Source organism: Nonomuraea salmonea (assembly GCF_042428605.1).
Classification (GTDB): Bacteria; Actinomycetota; Actinomycetes; order Streptosporangiales; family Streptosporangiaceae; genus Nonomuraea; species Nonomuraea salmonea.
On record NZ_JBHMCF010000011.1, the window covers coordinates 935,156 to 952,832 of the forward strand.

General features: G+C 72.5%; 14 protein-coding genes and 1 pseudogene. 4 read left to right on the plus strand and 11 right to left on the minus strand.

Going from position 1 to position 17,677, the window contains the following annotated elements:
• Window positions 1–257: 257 nt before the first annotated feature.
• The 3 genes and pseudogenes from ACFFR3_RS14680 to ACFFR3_RS14690 all read right to left on the minus strand — a co-directional run.
• Window positions 258–1,493: pseudogene (locus tag ACFFR3_RS14680) on the minus strand (UDP-N-acetylmuramoyl-tripeptide--D-alanyl-D-alanine ligase); the annotation flags it as partial.
• On the minus strand, window positions 1,493–3,022 hold the full coding sequence (locus tag ACFFR3_RS14685) for a UDP-N-acetylmuramoyl-L-alanyl-D-glutamate--2,6-diaminopimelate ligase (protein ID WP_345401333.1): 1,530 nt from the start codon (window positions 3,020–3,022) through the stop codon (window positions 1,493–1,495). The pseudogene ACFFR3_RS14680 and the gene ACFFR3_RS14685, both read right to left, overlap by 1 nt.
• A 40-nt stretch (window positions 3,023–3,062) precedes the next feature.
• Window positions 3,063–4,793 (minus strand): peptidoglycan D,D-transpeptidase FtsI family protein, encoded by a 1,731-nt coding sequence (locus ACFFR3_RS14690; protein WP_446686042.1) that lies wholly within the window; start codon window positions 4,791–4,793, stop codon window positions 3,063–3,065.
• A gap of 597 nt (window positions 4,794–5,390) precedes the next feature.
• On the opposite strand from ACFFR3_RS14690, the gene ACFFR3_RS14695 reads away from it, so the two are divergent.
• A complete protein-coding gene (locus ACFFR3_RS14695) occupies window positions 5,391–5,651 on the plus strand; it encodes a hypothetical protein (RefSeq protein ID WP_345401323.1) in 261 nt (86 codons plus the stop codon).
• A 167-nt stretch (window positions 5,652–5,818) separates the two neighbouring features.
• Here the strand turns inward: ACFFR3_RS14695 and ACFFR3_RS14700 are convergent, their stop codons facing one another.
• The 3 genes from ACFFR3_RS14700 to mraZ form a co-directional block, all read right to left on the minus strand.
• The gene (locus ACFFR3_RS14700; RefSeq protein ID WP_379483276.1) at window positions 5,819–6,703 is read right to left on the minus strand and encodes a hypothetical protein; all 885 of its coding nucleotides are present in this window, start codon (window positions 6,701–6,703) and stop codon (window positions 5,819–5,821) included.
• On the minus strand, window positions 6,693–7,658 hold the full coding sequence (gene rsmH / locus ACFFR3_RS14705; protein WP_364366022.1) for a 16S rRNA (cytosine(1402)-N(4))-methyltransferase RsmH: 966 nt from the start codon (window positions 7,656–7,658) through the stop codon (window positions 6,693–6,695). Before rsmH ends, ACFFR3_RS14700 begins: the two co-directional genes overlap by 11 nt.
• A gap of 221 nt (window positions 7,659–7,879) precedes the next feature.
• Entirely contained in the window at window positions 7,880–8,311 is a 432-nt protein-coding gene (gene mraZ, locus ACFFR3_RS14710; RefSeq protein ID WP_345401317.1) for a division/cell wall cluster transcriptional repressor MraZ, read from the minus strand.
• 424 nt (window positions 8,312–8,735) lie between these two features.
• Between mraZ and ACFFR3_RS14715 the strand changes: the two genes are divergently transcribed.
• The 3 genes from ACFFR3_RS14715 to ACFFR3_RS14725 are packed head-to-tail and all read left to right on the plus strand — an operon-like array spanning window position 8,736 to window position 13,496.
• Window positions 8,736–9,770 (plus strand): AAA family ATPase, encoded by a 1,035-nt coding sequence (locus ACFFR3_RS14715; protein ID WP_379483277.1) that lies wholly within the window; start codon window positions 8,736–8,738, stop codon window positions 9,768–9,770.
• Between the two features lie 40 nt (window positions 9,771–9,810).
• Window positions 9,811–11,073, plus strand: coding sequence for a DUF58 domain-containing protein (locus tag ACFFR3_RS14720; RefSeq protein ID WP_345401311.1), 1,263 nt, complete (start codon window positions 9,811–9,813; stop codon window positions 11,071–11,073).
• Window positions 11,070–13,496 (plus strand): transglutaminase TgpA family protein, encoded by a 2,427-nt coding sequence (locus tag ACFFR3_RS14725; RefSeq protein WP_379483278.1) that lies wholly within the window; start codon window positions 11,070–11,072, stop codon window positions 13,494–13,496. Before ACFFR3_RS14720 ends, ACFFR3_RS14725 begins: the two co-directional genes overlap by 4 nt.
• Before the next feature lie 268 nt (window positions 13,497–13,764).
• Here the strand turns inward: ACFFR3_RS14725 and ACFFR3_RS14730 are convergent, their stop codons facing one another.
• From ACFFR3_RS14730 to nusB, 5 genes are all read right to left on the minus strand, one after another.
• Entirely contained in the window at window positions 13,765–14,172 is a 408-nt protein-coding gene (locus tag ACFFR3_RS14730) for an SCO2097 family morphological protein (protein ID WP_379483279.1), read from the minus strand.
• 230 nt (window positions 14,173–14,402) lie between these two features.
• Complete coding sequence (gene dinB / locus ACFFR3_RS14735; RefSeq protein WP_364366011.1) at window positions 14,403–15,644, minus strand: DNA polymerase IV; 1,242 nt, start codon at window positions 15,642–15,644, stop codon at window positions 14,403–14,405.
• A gap of 70 nt (window positions 15,645–15,714) precedes the next feature.
• A complete protein-coding gene (locus ACFFR3_RS14740) occupies window positions 15,715–16,398 on the minus strand; it encodes a methyltransferase domain-containing protein (protein WP_379483385.1) in 684 nt (227 codons plus the stop codon).
• Window positions 16,399–16,728: 330 nt separating this feature from the next.
• Window positions 16,729–17,094, minus strand: a complete 366-nt coding sequence (locus ACFFR3_RS14745; RefSeq protein ID WP_345401293.1) for an MmcQ/YjbR family DNA-binding protein — start codon at window positions 17,092–17,094, stop codon at window positions 16,729–16,731.
• Window positions 17,095–17,266: 172 nt separating this feature from the next.
• A complete protein-coding gene (nusB, locus tag ACFFR3_RS14750) occupies window positions 17,267–17,677 on the minus strand; it encodes a transcription antitermination factor NusB (RefSeq protein ID WP_345401290.1) in 411 nt (136 codons plus the stop codon).

The following is a 17,677-nucleotide window of genomic DNA, read 5'->3' on the forward strand; positions in this document are numbered from 1 at the left end:
AGCGGCGGCCCCCCGGGCGGCCCCTGCCACCCCGGCACGCCCTGCCCGTGGGGACCGGGCACAGGAGACACGGGAACGGCCCCAGGAACCTGCGGCCCGGGCCCGGCCACTTGCGGGGCCTGCGGGCCGGAGGCGGGAACGCCAGGGCCCTGGGGGCCGGGGACGGGAGCGCCCGGGGCCTGGGGGCCCGGGGCGGGGGTGCCGGGGAGTGTGGCGGGGGGCTGGAAGGTGTTCTGGGATTCCATGGCCGCGGCCGTTTCCATGGCGGCGGCGCGCGCCCCCTGGAGGACGGGCTCGGCATCGGGGCCGGCCACGATGAGCCCGGCCAGACCGGCGGCGCCGGCCATGCGGCCCAGCTCGGTGTTGAGCGCCCCGCTCTCCTCCCCCAGCTCGCGCAGCGCCGCGATGACGGCGAAGCGCCGCCGCCCGCGTCCGATGACGTCGAAGGTCTGGAAGGCGGCCCGCATCGAGTCGGGGTTGGCGTTGTAGGCGTCGTTGACCACGGTCACCCCGTCGGGCCGGTCGGTGACCTCCATCCGCCACCGGCTGCGCGGCGTGGCCGCCGACAGCTCCTCGGCGATCGTGGCGACCGGCAGCCCCAGCTCGTAGGCAGCGGCGGCGGCGGCCAGCGCGTTCTCGACGGCGTGCGCCCCGATCAGCTTGAGCGCCACGTGCGCCGACCCCGACGGGGTGCGCAGCGTGAACGAGGCCCGCCCGCGCGCGTCGACCACGACGCCCTCGGCCCTGACCGAGGCGGACTCGCTCTGCCCGAAGTAGGTGACCCGCGCCTCGGTGCGCGAGGCCATGCCGCGCACGAGCGGGTCGTCGGCGTTGAGCACCGCGACGCCGTCGCGCGGCAGCGCCTCGACCAGCTCGCCCTTGGCCTTGGCGATGGCCTCCTTGCCGCCGAACACGCCGAGGTGGGCGGTGCCGACGTTGAGCACGACGCCGATCTTGGGGGGCGCGATGCGGGTGAGGTCCTTGATGTGGCCGATGTTGCGGGCGGCCAGCTCGAGCACCATGAAGCGGGTGTCGAGGCCGGCCCGCAGCACGGTCAGCGGGTGGCCGAGCTCGTTGTTGAAGCTGCCGACGGGCGCGATGGTGGCGCCGATCCGCCCGGTGAGACGGGCCAGCAGGTCTTTGGTGCCGGTCTTGCCGGCCGACCCGGTCACGCCGATGACGGTGACCTCGGGCAGCGTGCGCGCCTGGGCGGCGGCCAGCTCGGCGAGCGCGGCGGCGACGTCGGGGACGATCACCGCGGGCGCGTCGACGGGGCGGCTCGCGAGCACGGCGACGGCGCCGTCGCGTACGGCCTGGGCGGCGAAGTCGTGACCGTCGACCCGCGCGCCCTTGATGGCGACGAAGAGGGATCCCGGTTCTACGGCCCGCGAGTCGATCACGACGGGCCCGCGCACCACCGCGCGGGGATCGGCCATGCCCGACAGGGCGCCCGAGGTCATCTCGGCGATCCTGGCCAGAGGCAACGGGATCATTAGTGCTTCCTGCTTTCCTTGCGTGCGTCGATCGCTTCGGCGACCACTTCGCGGTCGTCGAAGGGGATCACCTCGCCTGAAACGTACTGGCCCTGTTCGTGACCCTTGCCCGCTACGACGATCACGTCGCCGCGCCCGGCCCGGGCGATCGCCAGGCCGATGGCGGCCGCGCGGTCGGGCTCAATGATCACATGAGCGCGGTCGTGCTGCGGAACGCGGAGCGCCCCTTCCATCATCGCCGCGAGGATGGCCAGCGGATCCTCGGACCGCGGATTGTCGTTCGTGAAGATGGCCACATCAGCCAGTTGTGCAGCGATTTCCCCCATGATGGGGCGTTTACCGCTGTCGCGGTCGCCGCCGCAGCCGAGCACGATCGTCAGCCGCCCCTCCGTGACCGACCGCAGCGAGCGCAGCACCGACTCGACGGCGCCCGGCTTGTGCGAATAGTCCACGACGGCCTGGAACTCGTCGTCCGCGGCCGTGACGCGCTGCATGCGGCCGGGCACCCCGGCGAGCGTGCCGAGGCCCTCCACGGCCGCCTGGAGCGGCACGCCGGCCTCGACGAGCGTCACCACCGCGCCGAGCGCGTTGGCCACGTTGTACGGCCCGGGCAGCGCCACGCTCGCGTCGGCCTCGACCCCTCCGGGACCGACCACGCGGAACGTGCTGCCGTCGGCGCCGAGCCTGGTCTCCACCGCCCGCCAGTCGGCCTCGGGATCGCCCAGCGCCGAGAACGTCGTCATCGGCACCTTCGCCAGGCCCAGCAGCTCGCGCCCGTAGCGGTCGTCGAGGTTGGTCACCCCGACGCGGCTCAGCTCGGGCTGGAACAGCTTGACCTTGGTCATGAAGTAGTCCTCGAAGTCCTTGTGGAAGTCGAGGTGGTCCTGCGACAGGTTGGTGAACAGCGCGACGTCGTAGTAGACGCCGTCGACCCGGCCGAGCGCGAGCGCGTGGCTGGAGACCTCCATGGCCGCCGCGGTGACGCCCAGCTCGCGCATGAGCCCGAACAGGCCGTGCAGCTCCGTCGCCTCCGGCGTGGTGAGCCTGGGCTGGAAGCGCTGCTCGCCGGCGTGGATCTCGACGCCGCCCACCAGGCCGGTACGGTGACCCGCGGCCCGCAGGCCCGCCTCGATCATGAACGTGGTGGTGGACTTGCCGCTCGTGCCGGTCACACCGAGCACCTGGATGTCGTGGGCCGGCTGGCCGTAGATCCAGGACGCGATCTGCCCGAGCAGGGCGCGCGGGTCGGGCACGATGAGCACGGGCAGCCCGGTGGCCACCGCCGCGTCGCGCCCGGCGCGGTCGGTGAGCACGGCGACGGCTCCGCTCGCCATCGCGTCCGCGGCGAACGCGGCGCCGTGGGCCCGGTTGCCCGGCAGGGCGACGTAGAGGTCGCCGCGCCGGACTTCACGGGAGTCGATGGTGACGCCGGTCAGCGCGGCGTGCGGTGAGCGCGAGGTGCCCGAATCGGCATCGAGCATGGTCGCGAGCCCGCTCAGCGGGCGGGGCGGGCTGGTCGTGGGACGCATAGACGACGGGGGACGCACGGCGAGAGCGTACCTTCCCTGGTCACTGTCCCGCGCGGTTCCGCACCGGCGGGGCGGCGGAGCCTGTGGGAGGAATCTTCTTGCTCTTGATGGCGAACGTCATCACATCCTTGAAGACGGGGGCCGCGAGCTGCCCGCCGAAGTGGCCGTTCTTCGGGTTCTGCAGCACCGACAGCACCACCAGGCGGGGGTCGTCGGCCGGCGCGAACCCGGCGAACGAGGCCGTGTAACCGTCGTAACGGCCGAGTTCGGCATCGTAGCGGTTGGCGGTGCCCGTCTTGCCCGCCACCCGATATCCGTCGATGGCGGCCAGCTGGCCGGTGCCCTCCTCGCCCACTGCGCTCTCCAGCATGGTCGCGATCTCCTTGGCAGTCGTCTCACTCACCACCCTGGTCTGCTTACCTGCGGGAGCGGGGACGAACCTGCCGGACGCGTCGGTCGTGCCTGCCACGATCTGCGGATCCATCTTGACGCCGCCGTTGGCGATGGTCTGGTAGACGCTGGCCATCTGCAGCGCGGTCACCGAGACGCCCTGCCCGTAGGCGACCGTGCAGTTCTGGCTGCCCGACCACTTCTTGTAGTCGGGCAGCAGACCGGCCTCGGCGCCGGGGACTCCGCCGCCCGGCCTGGTGCCGAACCCGAACGCCTTGAGCATGGCGTGCAGCCGCTCGCTGCCGACCTTGCGCGCGGCCATGACCGTGGCCACGTTGCTCGACTGCGCCATCGCCTGGCGGAACGTCATCGACTCCACCTTGTGGCTGTGGGCGTCGCGCAACACCTGGTCGGCGCACTTGATGCGGTCGGGCACCTGGTAGACCGTGTCGGGCGTGACCGCCTTGGCCTCCAGCGCCGCGGCGGCCGTGATCACCTTGTTGGTGCTGCCCGGCTCGAACACGACGGCGGCGGCCTTGTTCACGAAGCTCTCCGCGGGGGCCTTGCGCCAGTTGTTCAGGTCGAGCTCGGGCGCGTTGGCCATGGCGACGATCTGGGCGGTCCGCACGTCCATGACGATGACGGTGCCGCTGTCGGCGCCCGACTTCTTCACCTGCTCGGCGATGGACTTCTGGGCGGCCCACTGGATGTCGCGGTCGATGGTGAGCCGGACGTTCCTGCCGTCCACGGGCGCCGTCTGCTGGCTGGCGGTCATCGGGATCTGCTGGCCGTCGCGGCCGGTCTCGACGCGCTGCTCGCCGTCGCGGCCCGCCAGCAGCTTGTTCTGGGTACGTTCGACGCCGCCGAGCCCGGTGCCGTCGTCGCCGACGAACCCGATGAGGCTGCCCGCGAGGTCGCCCGCCGGGTAGAGCCTGCGGTAGGTCTTCTTCGCCGAGAGCGCCGGGATGCGGGCCTGCATCAGCCGGGTGGCGACGACCGGGTCGACGTCTCTGGCCAGCAGCTGGTAGTGGGTGCCCGTCCTGGCGAGCTTGGCGGCGATGTCCTGCTCGCTCTTGCCGAGCTGCTGGGCCAGGATCGCGGCCGCCTTCGCCCTGATGGCCTCGGGCACCTTGGTCGGGTCGATCGACACCTCGCGGGCCTCGACCGTGACGGCCAGGTTGTGGCCGTTGACGTCGGTGATCGCGCCGCGCTTGGCCGGGATCGTCACGGTGTGCAGGCGCTGCTTGGCCGCCGCGGCCTCGTACACCTTGGAGTCGAGGCCCTGCAGCTGGATGAGCCGGCCCGCGAAGATGGACAGCACGAACGTCATGCCGATCAAGCCGATGTTGATGCGCCTGCGCGGGTTGCCCAGCCGCAGCACGAGCGGCGGGCGCGGCGGCGGGCGCCGCGGTCCCCTGGGCGGCGGCACGTCGGCACCGCCCCGCGAGCCACCTGCGGCGCCGCTGCGGGAACCGGGGTGCGGGCCGCGCCGGGCCGTGGCGCCGTCGCGCCCCCGCGCCGCCTCGGGCCGCGCACCCGCCGCCGGCCTGGGGCTCCCCGACGGGGTACGCCGCAACGCGTCCTGGCCCCGCCCCCGGGAGTCCTCATCGGCGGTACGCCGCGTCTTGCCCCCGGCCTGCCCGGCCCCTCTGGCGCCGGCGCCGGGACCCGGCCTGCCCGCCGAACCGCCCGCACGACCACCTGGGCCGCCTGGGCCGCCTGGGCCGCCGGACGAACCGCCCGCACGCCCCCGATCGTCGTCACGCCCCTGCACGCGCCCACGCAGCCGATCGGCATCGTCACGGGGACCGCGCCCACGCGGCCGGTCATCGTCATCACGGGAGCTCCGGCCACGCGGCCGGTCGTCATCGCGGGGACCGCGCCCACGCGGCCGATCGTCGTCGTCGCGGGGGTTGCGGCCACGCGGCCGGTCGTCGTCGCGGCCCTGGGCCCCCCGTGACCGAGGGCGCTCGTCGTCGTGCGGACGGCGGCGGCCGCCCGCGTCCTCGTCGTCGCGGGGACGCCTGCGGGCGCCGGGACGGTCGCCGTCGCGGGCGGAGTCACGGGCAGAGTCACGGGCAGCGCCGTGGGCCGAGTCGTCGGCCGGGTCGGGGCGGCGGCGGTTGCGGCCGTCGTCCGGGCCGAAGGTCTCGCGGCCGAACGGCAGGTCGAGCGGGTCGTCGCGATCGCGCGGCCGGCGCGGCGGGTTCTCCTGCGACGGCGGACGCCCCTCGCCTGAGGAGCCCCCGCGCCCCGGGTCGCGCCCGGAATCACCGCGCGACGCGCCGCCCTGACGTGCCGTCCTCCCGGGCCCGCCCGGCGTACGACGAGCGGCGCCTGGCCCTCCCTGAGAGCCGGCGCCGCCTGCGCCGCGGCCGGGACCCTGCCCCCTGCCGCCTGTTTCCCTCACCGCTGCGGATCCGCCTGGCTCGCCTGGTCACCGGCGCTGCTGTAGGCGTTGACCTCGTCCCAGTCGGTGTGCTGGCCCTGCATCTCGGCCAGCTTGGCGATGTTCCCCGGCTGGGTCTTGAGCTGGTATTCCTGGTCGATCTTCTCGTTCTCGCGCTTGGCCACCGCGATCTCCTCGCGCAGCTTGGCGTCGGTGATCGTGTCCTGGGCGAGCATGGTGTTGAGCAGCAGCAGGCTCACCAGGCCGCCACAGAGCAGGCCGACGACGAGCAGCACGAACGGCGTGCGCTGCCGCCGCGCGGGCCCACGGCCGCCCGCGGGGCGTGCCGCCGGCGCCTTGACGCGCGCGCGGCCCTTGGCCGCCTCGGGACGCTCGGTGCCGGGCGCCTTCCCGGGAGCCGCGGTCTTGCCCCGCGAAGGAGCGGCGGTCGTGCCCCGCTCGGGAGCCGCGGCCTTGCCGCGTGCGGGCGCGGTCTTGCCCCGCTCGGGAGCCGGCGCCTTGCCACGCACGGGAGCGGGCGTGCCTCGCTCGGGAGCCGGCGCCTTGCCACGCACGGGAGCGGGCGTGCCCCGCTCGGCGGTCGCGCTCTTGCCGCGCGCGGGAGCCGCCCCTCGTGCGGGGGCCGGCTTGCCGCGCTCGGGCGCGGGCGCCTTGCCGCGGGCGGCGCCGGGCGCGCCGGCGCGCCCGTCGAGGAGGGCGCGTTCGGCGGCGGCCTCCGCGCGTGCCCGCTCGGCGGCCGAGCCCTTGCCCCCGGCCTCGGGCCGCGTGTCGATACGGGGCCGCGGCTTGGGCTGCTGCGACACGGCCGACCTGCGGGTGCCCGTCTTGGGCACCGCGCGGCGGACGGGAGCCCCCCGGCCGGTCTCCTGCTCAGTCGTCAACACGGATCCTCTCTGCCGCCCGTAGCCGGGCCGAGGCCGCCCGCGGGTTGCGGGCGAGCTCTTCTTCGCTCGGGAGCTCTGCTCCCCTCGTCAGCAGGCGGAACCTCGGCTGGTGAGCCGGCAGCGGGACGGGCAGCCCGGGAGGGCTGGTGTCCCTGGTTCGCGCCGTGAGGGCCTGCTTGGTGAGCCGGTCCTCGAGTGAGTGGTAGGAGAGCACGACGACTCGCCCACCCAGCGCCAGTGCGTCGAGTGCCGCGGGCAGCGCCGCCTCCAGGGCGGACAGCTCCGCGTTCACCTCGATGCGCAGCGCCTGGAAAGTCCTCTTGGCGGGGTTTCCCCCGGTGCGCCGGGTCGCGGCGGGGATGGCCTCGCGAACGATCTCCGCGAGCCGCTTCGTCGAGGTTATTGCCTCTTTGGCACGTTCTCTGATGATCAGGCCCGCGACACGCTGAGCGAATCTCTCCTCGCCGTAGTCGCGCAGGATGCGGGTCAGCTCGGCGGCGGAGTAGGTGTTGACCACTTCGTCCGCCGTCAGCTCCTGCGAGGTGTCCATGCGCATGTCGAGCGGCGCGTCGTAGGAGTAGGCGAACCCGCGCTCGGCCTCGTCGAGCTGCGGCGAGGAGACCCCGAGGTCGAACAGCGCCGCGTCGATCGTGCTGCGCCCGGCGCGCGCGAGCACGTCGGGCAGGTCTGCGGACGAGGCGTGGACCAGGGTGATGCGGTCGGCGTAGGGGCTCAGCCTGCGGGTGGAGTGTTCGATCGCGAAGGGGTCGCGGTCGATGCCGATGAGGTGCAGCGCGGGATGTGCGGCGAGCAGCGCCTCGGAGTGGCCGCCGAGGCCGAGGTTGGCGTCGACGACGACGGGGGCGGGGCCGGACAGCGCGGGGCCGAGCAGCTCCAGTGTGCGCTCGAGCATCACCGGAACGTGACCGCCCTTGGCGACGCTGTCGTCCATCTCCAACCCCCCTCTCGCGTCCCTGCTCGCGGATGACGCGTTCATCGGTCGATCGCCGGTCCTTCCTGGGTCCCCACCCGGCGCCGCCCGGCCAGGTCCCCATCCGCACCCTCTTCGTGGACGCCCGCCATCTGACACCGGGGAAGGTGCATCAGCTGGCGGACAGTGGTTGCGGGTGGAGACCTCGCCGAACGACATCACCGACGGATCGACCGTGGTTCCTACAAGATCCCTGGCAGCACCTCCTCCGACAGTTCGGCGAACGCCTGCTCCTGTGCGCTGAGATAGGTGTCCCAGGCCTGCGCGTCCCAGATCTCCAGCCGGGTGTTGGCCCCGATGACGACGCAGTCACGTTCCAGGCCCGCGTACGCGCGAAGGCCCTGCGGGATCGTGATGCGTCCTTGTTTGTCTGGTTTCTCGTCGGACGCACTGGCGAAGAAGACGCGGCTGTAGTCACGTACCGCCTTGGCGGTGACCGGGGCGGTGCTGAGAGCCTCGGTAATGCGCTGGAACTCCTCCACGGGAAAGACGTAGAGGCATCGCTCCTGGCCTTTGGTGATCACAAGACCCTCCGCCAGCTCCTCACGGTACTTAGCCGGCAGGAACAGCCGTCCCTTGTCGTCCAGACGCGGTTGATGGGTGCCGAGGAACACCGGCCCCACCTCCCGTGCCTCGTGAAGCGCTCAGCGCTGGTGCACCGGGCCCTCCACTGCGCACCACCATACTCCACTTCTCCCCACCGTCAACTGATTCGAACCGTCTTCATCATCGGTTTCCCTTGCGTTACCGCAGGTCAGAGGCATGGCCTGGGGTGGGGGGCGGTGGGGTGGCGGCGACCGCCATGGGCGTGTCGGGGCTTTGAAACGCCGTTCAAATAGGGCCTTCGCGGGGGCGGCGAAGCTCGGGGTGGAGGAAAGTGGGGCGCTTCGCGGGGCACATGGCGGTGCGCTGTGTCACGGGATTCGCACGACCATGCCACAAGAACCGGAACATCACCGGTGTTCCCTGAATATCCACAAATGTCGCTACAGAACCCGCAGCGTCGTAGGGTCGTACAGACAATGGAAAAGGAATGGCATGGCTCCCGCAAAGGCACCGTACCGGGACAGCCGTCGCACTTCTCATGGAGGCCTGGTGGCAGTAACCCATGACGTCCCTCCCCAGCTCGACGAGCTGGTCACCACCGCCCACCGGATCCGGCAGGCCATCGAATCGGTGATCGAGGGCAAGAGCGACGCCGTCCGCCTCACCCTTACCGTCCTGCTCGCCGAAGGCCACCTCCTCATCGAGGACGTGCCGGGAGTCGGCAAGACGATGCTCGCCAAGGCGCTCGCGCGCTCCATCGACTGTCCGGTACGCCGCGTGCAGTTCACCCCCGACCTGCTGCCCAGCGACATCACCGGGGTCAGCGCGTACAACCAGCAGACGCGGGAGTTCGAGTTCAAGCCCGGTCCCGTCTTCGCCAACATCGTCGTCGGCGACGAGATCAACCGTGCCTCGCCCAAGACGCAGTCCGCGCTGCTGGAGTGCATGGAGGAGCAGCAGGTGACGGTGGACGGGCGGACGTACCAGCTCGACGCGCCGTTCATGGTGATCGCCACCCAGAACCCCATCGAGATGGAGGGCACCTATCCCCTGCCCGAGGCGCAGCGCGACCGCTTCACCGCGCGCGTGGCGATGGGCTACCCCGAGCCGACCGCCGAGCTGGAGATGCTCGACGTGCACGGCGGCACCTCACCGCTCGACAAGCTGGAGCCGGTCGCGACCACCGCCGAGGTGCGCGCCCTCATCGAGGCCGTACGCGGCGTCTACGTCTCCCAGCCGGTCAAGAAGTACGCCATCGACCTCGTCGTGGCCACCCGCCATTCCCCCGACCTGCGACTGGGCGCCTCCCCGAGGTCCACGCTGCAGCTCGTACGCGCCGCCAGGGCGCACGCCGCGCTGTCAGGCCGCGACTACGTCATCCCCGACGACCTGCAGGACCTCGCCATCCCCGTGCTGGCGCACCGCCTGCTGCCCAGCATCGAGGCCCAGGGCCAGCGCCGCCTGCCCGAGCAGGTCGTGACCGACCTCGTCAGGCGGGTCCCGGTGCCGGAGACGCGGGGGGCCTGATGGCCGACATCCAGGACCCGCGCCCGCCGGAAGAGGCGCGGTGAGGGCCGGGCTGCGGGCGCTGACCTCCCGGGGCAGATCGTTCCTGGCGTCCGGGATCGCGGCGCTGGTCATGGCCGTCCTCCTGGGCGAGAACGACCTGTTCAGGATCGGCGTCCTGATCACGGCGCTGCCGCTGCTGGCCGCGATGGTGGTGGCGCGGACGCGCTACCGGCTGAGCTGCGCCAGGCGGCTGGACCCGGCGCGGGCCGAGGTGGGCGGCGAGGCCACCGTGACCCTGCGCCTCGAGAACGTCACCCGCCTGCCCACCGGCCTGCTGCTCATCGAGGACACGGTGCCGTACGCGCTGGGCGTGCGGCCCAGGTTCGTGCTGGACAGGGTCGAGGCCAGGGGCGTGCGGGAGATCGACTACCGGGTGCGCTCCGACCTGCGCGGGCGCTACACGATCGGGCCGCTGTCGATCCGCATCGCCGACCCGTTCGGGCTGGTCGAGCTGGCCCGGTCGTTCACGATCAGCGACACGCTCGTGGTGACGCCGCAGGTGGTGGCGCTGCCGCACGTACGGCTGTCAGGTGAGTGGACGGGCGGCGGCGACAGCCGTACGCGGAGTGTGGCGGCGGCCGGCGACGACGACGTGGCGCCGCGCGAATACCGGCAGGGCGACGACCTGCGGCGGGTGCACTGGCGCTCGACGGCCCGTCACGGCGAGCTGATGGTGCGCCGCGAGGAGCAGCAGTGGCAGAGCCGCGGCGCGCTCCTGCTCGACACCCGCAGGCACGCGCACCGCGGCGAGGGCCCGCGCTCGTCGTTCGAGGTGGCCGTCTCGGCGGCGGCCTCGATCGGCGTGCACCTCGCCCGCGAGGGCCTCGGCCTGCGGCTGGTCACCGACCAGGGCGCCGAGCACCTCACCGACCAGGGCCTGAGCCACTCCCTGCTGGACACCCTCGCCGTGATCAGGCACAGCCCGGCCCGCTCCCTGGAGATGGGCGTCTCGGCGCTGCGCCAGGGCGGCGGCGACGGGCTGATCGTCGCCGTGCTCGGCGCGATGGAGCCCGAGGAGGCCAGGGAGCTGGGCAGGCTGCGGCACAGCGGCATCACCGCGGTGGCGGTGCTGCTGGACGTCAGCTCGTGGGAGGGCGGCGACGGCACCGCCGCCGAGAACCAGCGGGCCGTCGAGACGGTGCTCGCCGGGTACGGCTGGCGCATCGTCACCCTGCCCGCGGGCACTTCCATCGCCACCGTCTGGCCGGACGCCGCGGGACGCGGCAGATACGTGCTCGATCCCGCGGGAGGGGCGGCATGAGACTGACGATCGCCTCGGGGGTGGCCGCGTTCACCGCGGCCGTCCTCCTCTACCCCCTCTTCGCGGGCGGCGCCTGGTTCTGGACCTCGCTCGGCGCGGTGCTGGCCGTGGTCGCGGCGGGCCTGCTGAGCAGCCGCCTGTCGCTGCCGGCGTGGGCGGCGCCGCTGGTCGGGCTGGCGGCCACGGGGATCTTCCTGACCGTCTCCTTCGCCTCGGAGGAGGCGTGGGCGCTCATCGTGCCGACGAAGGACTCGGTGGCGGAGCTGGTCAGGCTGCTCGGCGTCGGGTGGGCCGACATCCAGCGGTTCGCGGCGCCCGTGCCGGACACCGACGGCATCACGCTGCTGACGTCGGGCGGCGTGGCGCTCATCGCGATCGCCGTGGACTTCCTCGCCGCGCGGCTGCGCCGGGCGGCGCTGGCCGGGCTGCCGCTGCTGGCGCTGGCCACGGTGCCGGCGACGATCCTGACAGACCCGATCAGCTGGCCGGCGTTCATCATCGCCGCGCTCGGGTTCGTGGGGCTGCTCATCTCCGACGGGCGCGAGCGGATCGGCCACTGGGGCCGGGCGGTGCTGGTACGCCGGACCCGCGTGGTGAACCCGTCCCAGGGGACGCCGCCGCGCGACACCGCCGACACCAGCGGGCTGCGGCTGTCGGGCAAGCGCATCGGGTTCGCGGCGATCGTGCTGGCCGTGCTGCTGCCGGCGGCGCTGCCCGCGATGGAGCCGGTGTCGTTCTTCACCTTCGGCGTCGGCGGGCGCGGCTCGGGGCCCGGGAACTCGATCAGCATCCCCAACCCCATCGCCAACCTCAAGGGGCAACTGCAGCTGCCGGACCGGCGGGTGGTGCTGACCTACACCAACAACGACGACCAGCCCCGCTATCTGCGCATCTACGCGCTCGACACGTTCGACGGGCAGCAGTTCGGCATGACCCAGCCGAAGGGCGCGCCGCAGAACAGGACCGAGAACGGCCCGCTGCCCGCCCCGCCGGGGCTGGGCCGCGATCCCAAGATCAACAACGTGGTCACGAACGTCAGGATCAGCGACGAGATCGCGCGGCTGCAGTTCCTGCCGCTGCCGTACCCGCCGCGGCAGATCAAGGTGGACGGTGACTGGCGGGCCGACGTGGACACGCTCATGGTCTTCTCCACCCGCGAGGAGGCCGCCGGCATCGAGTACGACGTCAGCACCAGCGAGCCCCAGCCCACCGCCGACCTGCTGGACGCGACCGACAACACTCCGCCCCAGGTGGACGACCGCTTCCTCGCCCTGCCCGAGAACCTGCCGCCCGGCATCCTGGAGCTCGCCGAGAAGGAGACCGCCGAGGCGAACACCAGGTACGAGGCCGCGGTGATGCTGCAGGAGTTCTTCACCACCGACGGCGGCTTCACCTACAACCTGGAGACGCAGGGCCACAGCAACTCGGCGCTCAGCGACTTCCTGCTGCGCTCGCGCGCGGGCTACTGCGAGCAGTTCGCCGCGTCGATGGCGGTGCTGGCCCGGCTGATCGGCATCCCGTCGCGGGTCGCGATCGGCTACACCGGCGGCACCAAGGTCGGCGACCACTGGGAGGTCGGCACGAACGACTCCCACTCCTGGCCCGAGCTGTACTTCGAGGGCGTGGGCTGGCTGCCGTTCGAGCCGACGCCATCCGGCGCCGCGGGCCAGGGCAGCGCCCGGGTGCCCGAATACTCCCGGCCGCGGCCCGAGCCGGCCGCCACCACCAGCGAGCCGTCGCCCGGCGCCACCAGCTCCGAGGCGGACGCCCCGCAGGACCCGCAGGCCCGGCGCAACATCCGCGAGCTGGACCGCGAGGGCACCGTCGCGACCGGCACGCTGCCGCCCGACGACTCGATGCCGCTGGCCGGCAAGATCGGCATCGGGGCGGGCGCGCTGCTGCTCGTCCTGCTGATCCCGGCGGGTCTGCGGCTGGTCTCGCGCAACCGGCGGGTACGCCGCCTCACCTGGAAGGTCTCCCAGCCCTCCGACGAGCTGACCGCCAGGATGGCCGTGGGCCGCGGCCAGACCACCGTCGCGGCCGTGTGGGCGGAGCTGGACGACGTCCTGTACGACTACGGCATGGCCCGCCTGCCCAGCGAGACCCCGCGGGCGCTGGCCCGGCGGCTCACCCAGCAGTACGAGTTCGACGCCGAGTCCGCCGCTGCCATGACGGCCATCGCGGGCAACGTGGAGCGGGTGCTGTTCGCCCGGGAGCCGGGCAGGATCGCGCCCATGGGCAAGGACCTGCGCAAGGTGCGCCTGGCGCTGGCGGCCACCGTGTCACGCGGGCGGCGGCTGCGCGCCGTCCTGATGCCGCCGTCCACGTTGCGGCGCATCCGGATGCTGGGCGAACGCCTGCTCGACGGCTTCGACCTGCTGGAGACGATCAGACTGCGCCGCACCTCCCAAAAGGGCGCCTGACTTCGAAACAGCGACCGCCCGGCCCCGTACGGGGCCGGGCGGTCGCGTCACTTGGGGCGCTGAAGACGGCATCGGCCGGGTCCGCGAGGGCCGGGCGCGTCATGTCGCGACTGCTGAGGCGCTGAACTCACCCCCCTGGAACGCACCGGTCGGGTGGTCGCGGCTCGTGTGGCGGCCACGGCGCCCGGCGGGCGGCGGGCGGCCGGGGGGGTGGGCATGCGAGCGGCCGCCCCGTGCCGGGGGCGGCCGCGTCAGCTAGCCTCGCGGGTCAGCGCTCGTCGTGGCGACGGCGCCAGCGCTCTTCCATGCGCTCCATGAAGCTGCCCCGGTTGCCCCGGCGGGCCTGCTTGCCCGGAGGAGTGGCCGTGCCTGCGGCGGGGGCGGAGTCTCCGAACCCGTTCATCTTTTTCCAGCTGGACAGGCCCCACAGACACGCGGCGAGCATGACCACGAAACCGCCGACGCCGAGCGGGATCAGGGCGGTGCCACTGACGACGACGCCGACCATCATGACGACGACGCCGAGGGCAAAGCCGATGGAGGCTTTGACCAGGCGACGCTTGTAATGGCTGCGCGGGTCGCTGATCCTTACGGTGTTGGCCCACTTCGGGTCCTCGGCGTAGAGGGCCTGCTCGATCTGGTCGAGCAAGCGCTGCTCGTGCTCAGAGAGCGGCACGGCGCCTCCCAAGGACGGCCCCAGGACGGGGAAGACGGCAACGGACGACACGGGGTGTCCGAACCTCGCGGTCGGTTATCCCCAGAATACGAGGCTGTAGGCGTAGGCGAAAGCAAACGTCCAACGCAGACCAAACCGGAGGTGACGTCATGGCTCCATTGTGGCCCATCTCGCCTCCCTCTCCCCAAAATCCTGACACGGACGCCCCCAGCAAGTCCTGACATCGAACGTCATGTCTCTATTTCATCAAGCTTGCCACGTACCAGCGACGCAGGGAGCACCGCATCGGGACCGAATCTGTGGATCGCGCGATCCATGGCCTGCTCCGCCTCGCGCCACCCGGTCTCCTTCTCGCCGAGACTGAGCTGCCGGGTGGCCTCGCCGGCCGGTCGGAGGTTCTCCATCCGGACCCCCACCAGGCGCAGCCGCACCCGCTGGAGCCCGGCCGCATCGAACAGCTCGCAGGCTGTGGCGTAAATCACCTGAGCCACGTCGGTCGGCTCACGCAGCGTGCGCGACCGGCTGATCGTGGTGAAATCGGCTCGGCGTAGCTTCACACTTACAGTTCTTCCCACGTGACCGGCCTTACGCATGCGAGCGGCGACCCGCTCCGACAGCCGCAGCAGCTCACGCTTGATCACGTCGGGATCGTCGACGTCGGCGGCGAACGTCTCCTCGTTGCCGATGCTCTTGTCGGGGACATGGGCGGTCACAGGACGCTCGTCGCGCCCCCAGGCCAGCGCCGCCAGATGGCCGCCCACCGCCTGCCCCAGCTCGCGCTGGAGGGTGGTGGGCGGGACCCTCGCGAGGTCGCCGACCGTGCGGATGCCGAGGCGTACCAGGGACTGCTCGGTGCGCTCGCCGACGCCCCACAGGGCCGAGACGGGCAGCGGGTGGAGGAAGTCGACCACCTCGTCGGCGGGCACCACCAGCAGCCCGTCGGGCTTGCACTGCTTGGAGGCGAGTTTTGCGATGAATTTGCTGCTCGCCACGCCCACGGAGCACGTGATGCCGTAGCGCTCCGACACCTGCTCCCTGATCATGGCGGCCACCGTCGCGGGCGGGCCGAGCCGCCGCCTCGCACCCCCCACGTCGAGGAACGCCTCGTCGGACGCGATGGGCTCGACCAGCGGGGTGATGGCGTGGAAGATCTCCATGACGCCCTTGGAGACCTCGGAGTATTTGCCGTGACTCGGCGGGATGATCGTGGCCTGCGGGCAGAGCCGGCGCGCCCGGCTCATCGGCATCGCCGAGTGCACGCCGAACGCCCTGGCCTCGTAGGTGGCGCTGAGCACGACGCCGCGCCCGGCCGGTGAGCCCACGATCATCGGACGCCCCTTCAGCTCGGGCCGCTCGAGCAGCTCGACGCTGGCGTAGAAGGCGTCCATGTCGACGTGGAGGATCGGGCAGCCGCTGTCATCGACCCCGGTCCGCGGAGCGGGGCCGATGCCGGTGATCTGCTTGCGAGACACGCCGCCGATTCTATCCGAACAGGCGTTCTACACCGAGGGGAGCGGTCATCGATTCTTCCCTTCCGCGGGCTCAGGTCCGGTGGGCGAGCACGTGCAGCTGCGTCGCGACGTCGCGCAGCACGGGATGGGTGGCGGCGGCCTGCTCCAGCGCGACCAGCGCCTCGGCGGCGCCCGGCTCACCGTCGAGCAGCCGGCTCGGCACCAGGTCGGCGAAGACGCGCACGCCGTGGATGGAGCCGATCGTGAACCCGGTGGCGCCCAGCAGCTCGGCCAGCGTCTCGGCGGAGAAGCGGCGCGGCGTCGGGTCGCGGTCGCCCCAGGTGCCGCCCGGGTCGCTCAGCACGGCCCTGGCCTCGTCGAACTGCCCGGTCAGCGCCCGGTGGATGGCGCTGGCTACCGGGTTGGCGGCCAGCACGCTGACCGTGCCGCCCCTGCGCAGCAGCCCGGCAACGGCGGTGAGCGCGCTGATCGGGTCTTCGACGTATTCGAGCACGCTGTGGCACAGGACCAGGTCGGCGGCGTCGCGGCTGAGCAGCTCGCCCAGGTCGGCGGCGTCGCCCTGGAGGCCGCGCACGCTCACGCCGCGCTCCTTGGCGCGGCGCTCCAGCGCGGCCAGCGAGTCGGGGCTCGGGTCGACGACGGTGACGGAGTGGCCGAGCTCGGCCAGCGGCACGGCGAACCCGCCGGTGCCGCCGCCGGCGTCGACGATGTCGAGCGACGTCCGCCCGGTGGCCGCCGTGCGCTCGGCCAGCATGGATCGCAACGCGTCCCAGACGACGGCGGTGCGCACCGCCGGGGTCCTCGTGGTGACGCCTTCTGCACGCAACCTCGGCTCGCCTCCCTCTCCGCCGCGACCGGCGCCCCACGGGCGGCGCCCGGGTCGACCGGGCAGGCCGCCGCGAGACGCGGCTCGCGCGTCTCGCGAAACGTGCACTTCGCGGACGGCATTCTCCATGGACGGGCCCCAGCCTACGCCGTACGCGGGAGCACCCGCTCCCCCGCTGAAGGACCCATTACGGAAAGCCGGCGCGTCACCGTCTGAGCGGCGCTCAGCCCTGCGGGCGGCGGCCGGGCCACCCGTGGGTCACGGTGAGCCGCGCCCGTGGCCGTCAGCCGGCTCTGCGGCGGCCGCCAGGCCCTTGGGAGCGCGCAACCGCCACGCCTCCGCCAGCAGCTCGCCCAGCTCGCCGGGATCGACCGCCGCCAGCCGCACGAGCACGATCGCGTGCCCGTCGTAGTGAGGCGTGGTGGTGAACGTGGCGGGCTCAGCGGTCAGGAGCTCGTGCTTGTGCTCCTCGGACGGCACCGGGAGCACCAGCAGGTCGCCCTCCTCCCGCATCCGGGCGAACCACTTGCCGCGCACGTAGAAGGCGGGCGTGCCGTACATGGCGCGCTCCGCGGTCTCGGGCAGCGCGAGCGCCAGCCCGCGTACGTCGTCCTCTGTCACCATGCGGTCACCCTAGCCAGCGGCACCGACGAAAACCCGGTCGCTCACCTGCGAGAACGGGAAAAGGGCGCGTCGCGGCTGGTGACGCGCCCCTTATCCGTACGGACCGGCGTGGTTGGAAACGTACCCCGAACGTGGCCCTCCGGTCCCCCGAAACGGGGTACCTAATGGGTGTCTAAAGGGTGAGGCTTGGCTTGAGTTGCTTGAAGCGCGCCAGCAGCCCGTTGATGAACTGCGGCGACTCGTCGGTGGACAGCTCCCCCGCCAGGTGCACCCACTCGCTGATGACCACGCCCTCGGGCACGCCGGGCATCCACAACAGCTCGTACGTGCCGCCGCGCAGCAGATTACGGTCGACGGCCGGCATCCGGTCGAGTGTCCAGCCCTCGGCGTACGTCGTGATGAGTTCGTCGATGCGCGCGTGGTGCCTCGCGACCCCCTCGACGAGGGTCGAGGTGTATTCGTTGACCGGCGGCTCCTGCCGCTCCACGCGCTCGGCGAGGATCTTCAGCGGATCCTCGTCGCGCAGCTCGGCCTCAAAGAGGATGTCGAGCGCTCTCCTGCGTGCTTTGCCGCGTGCCGACAC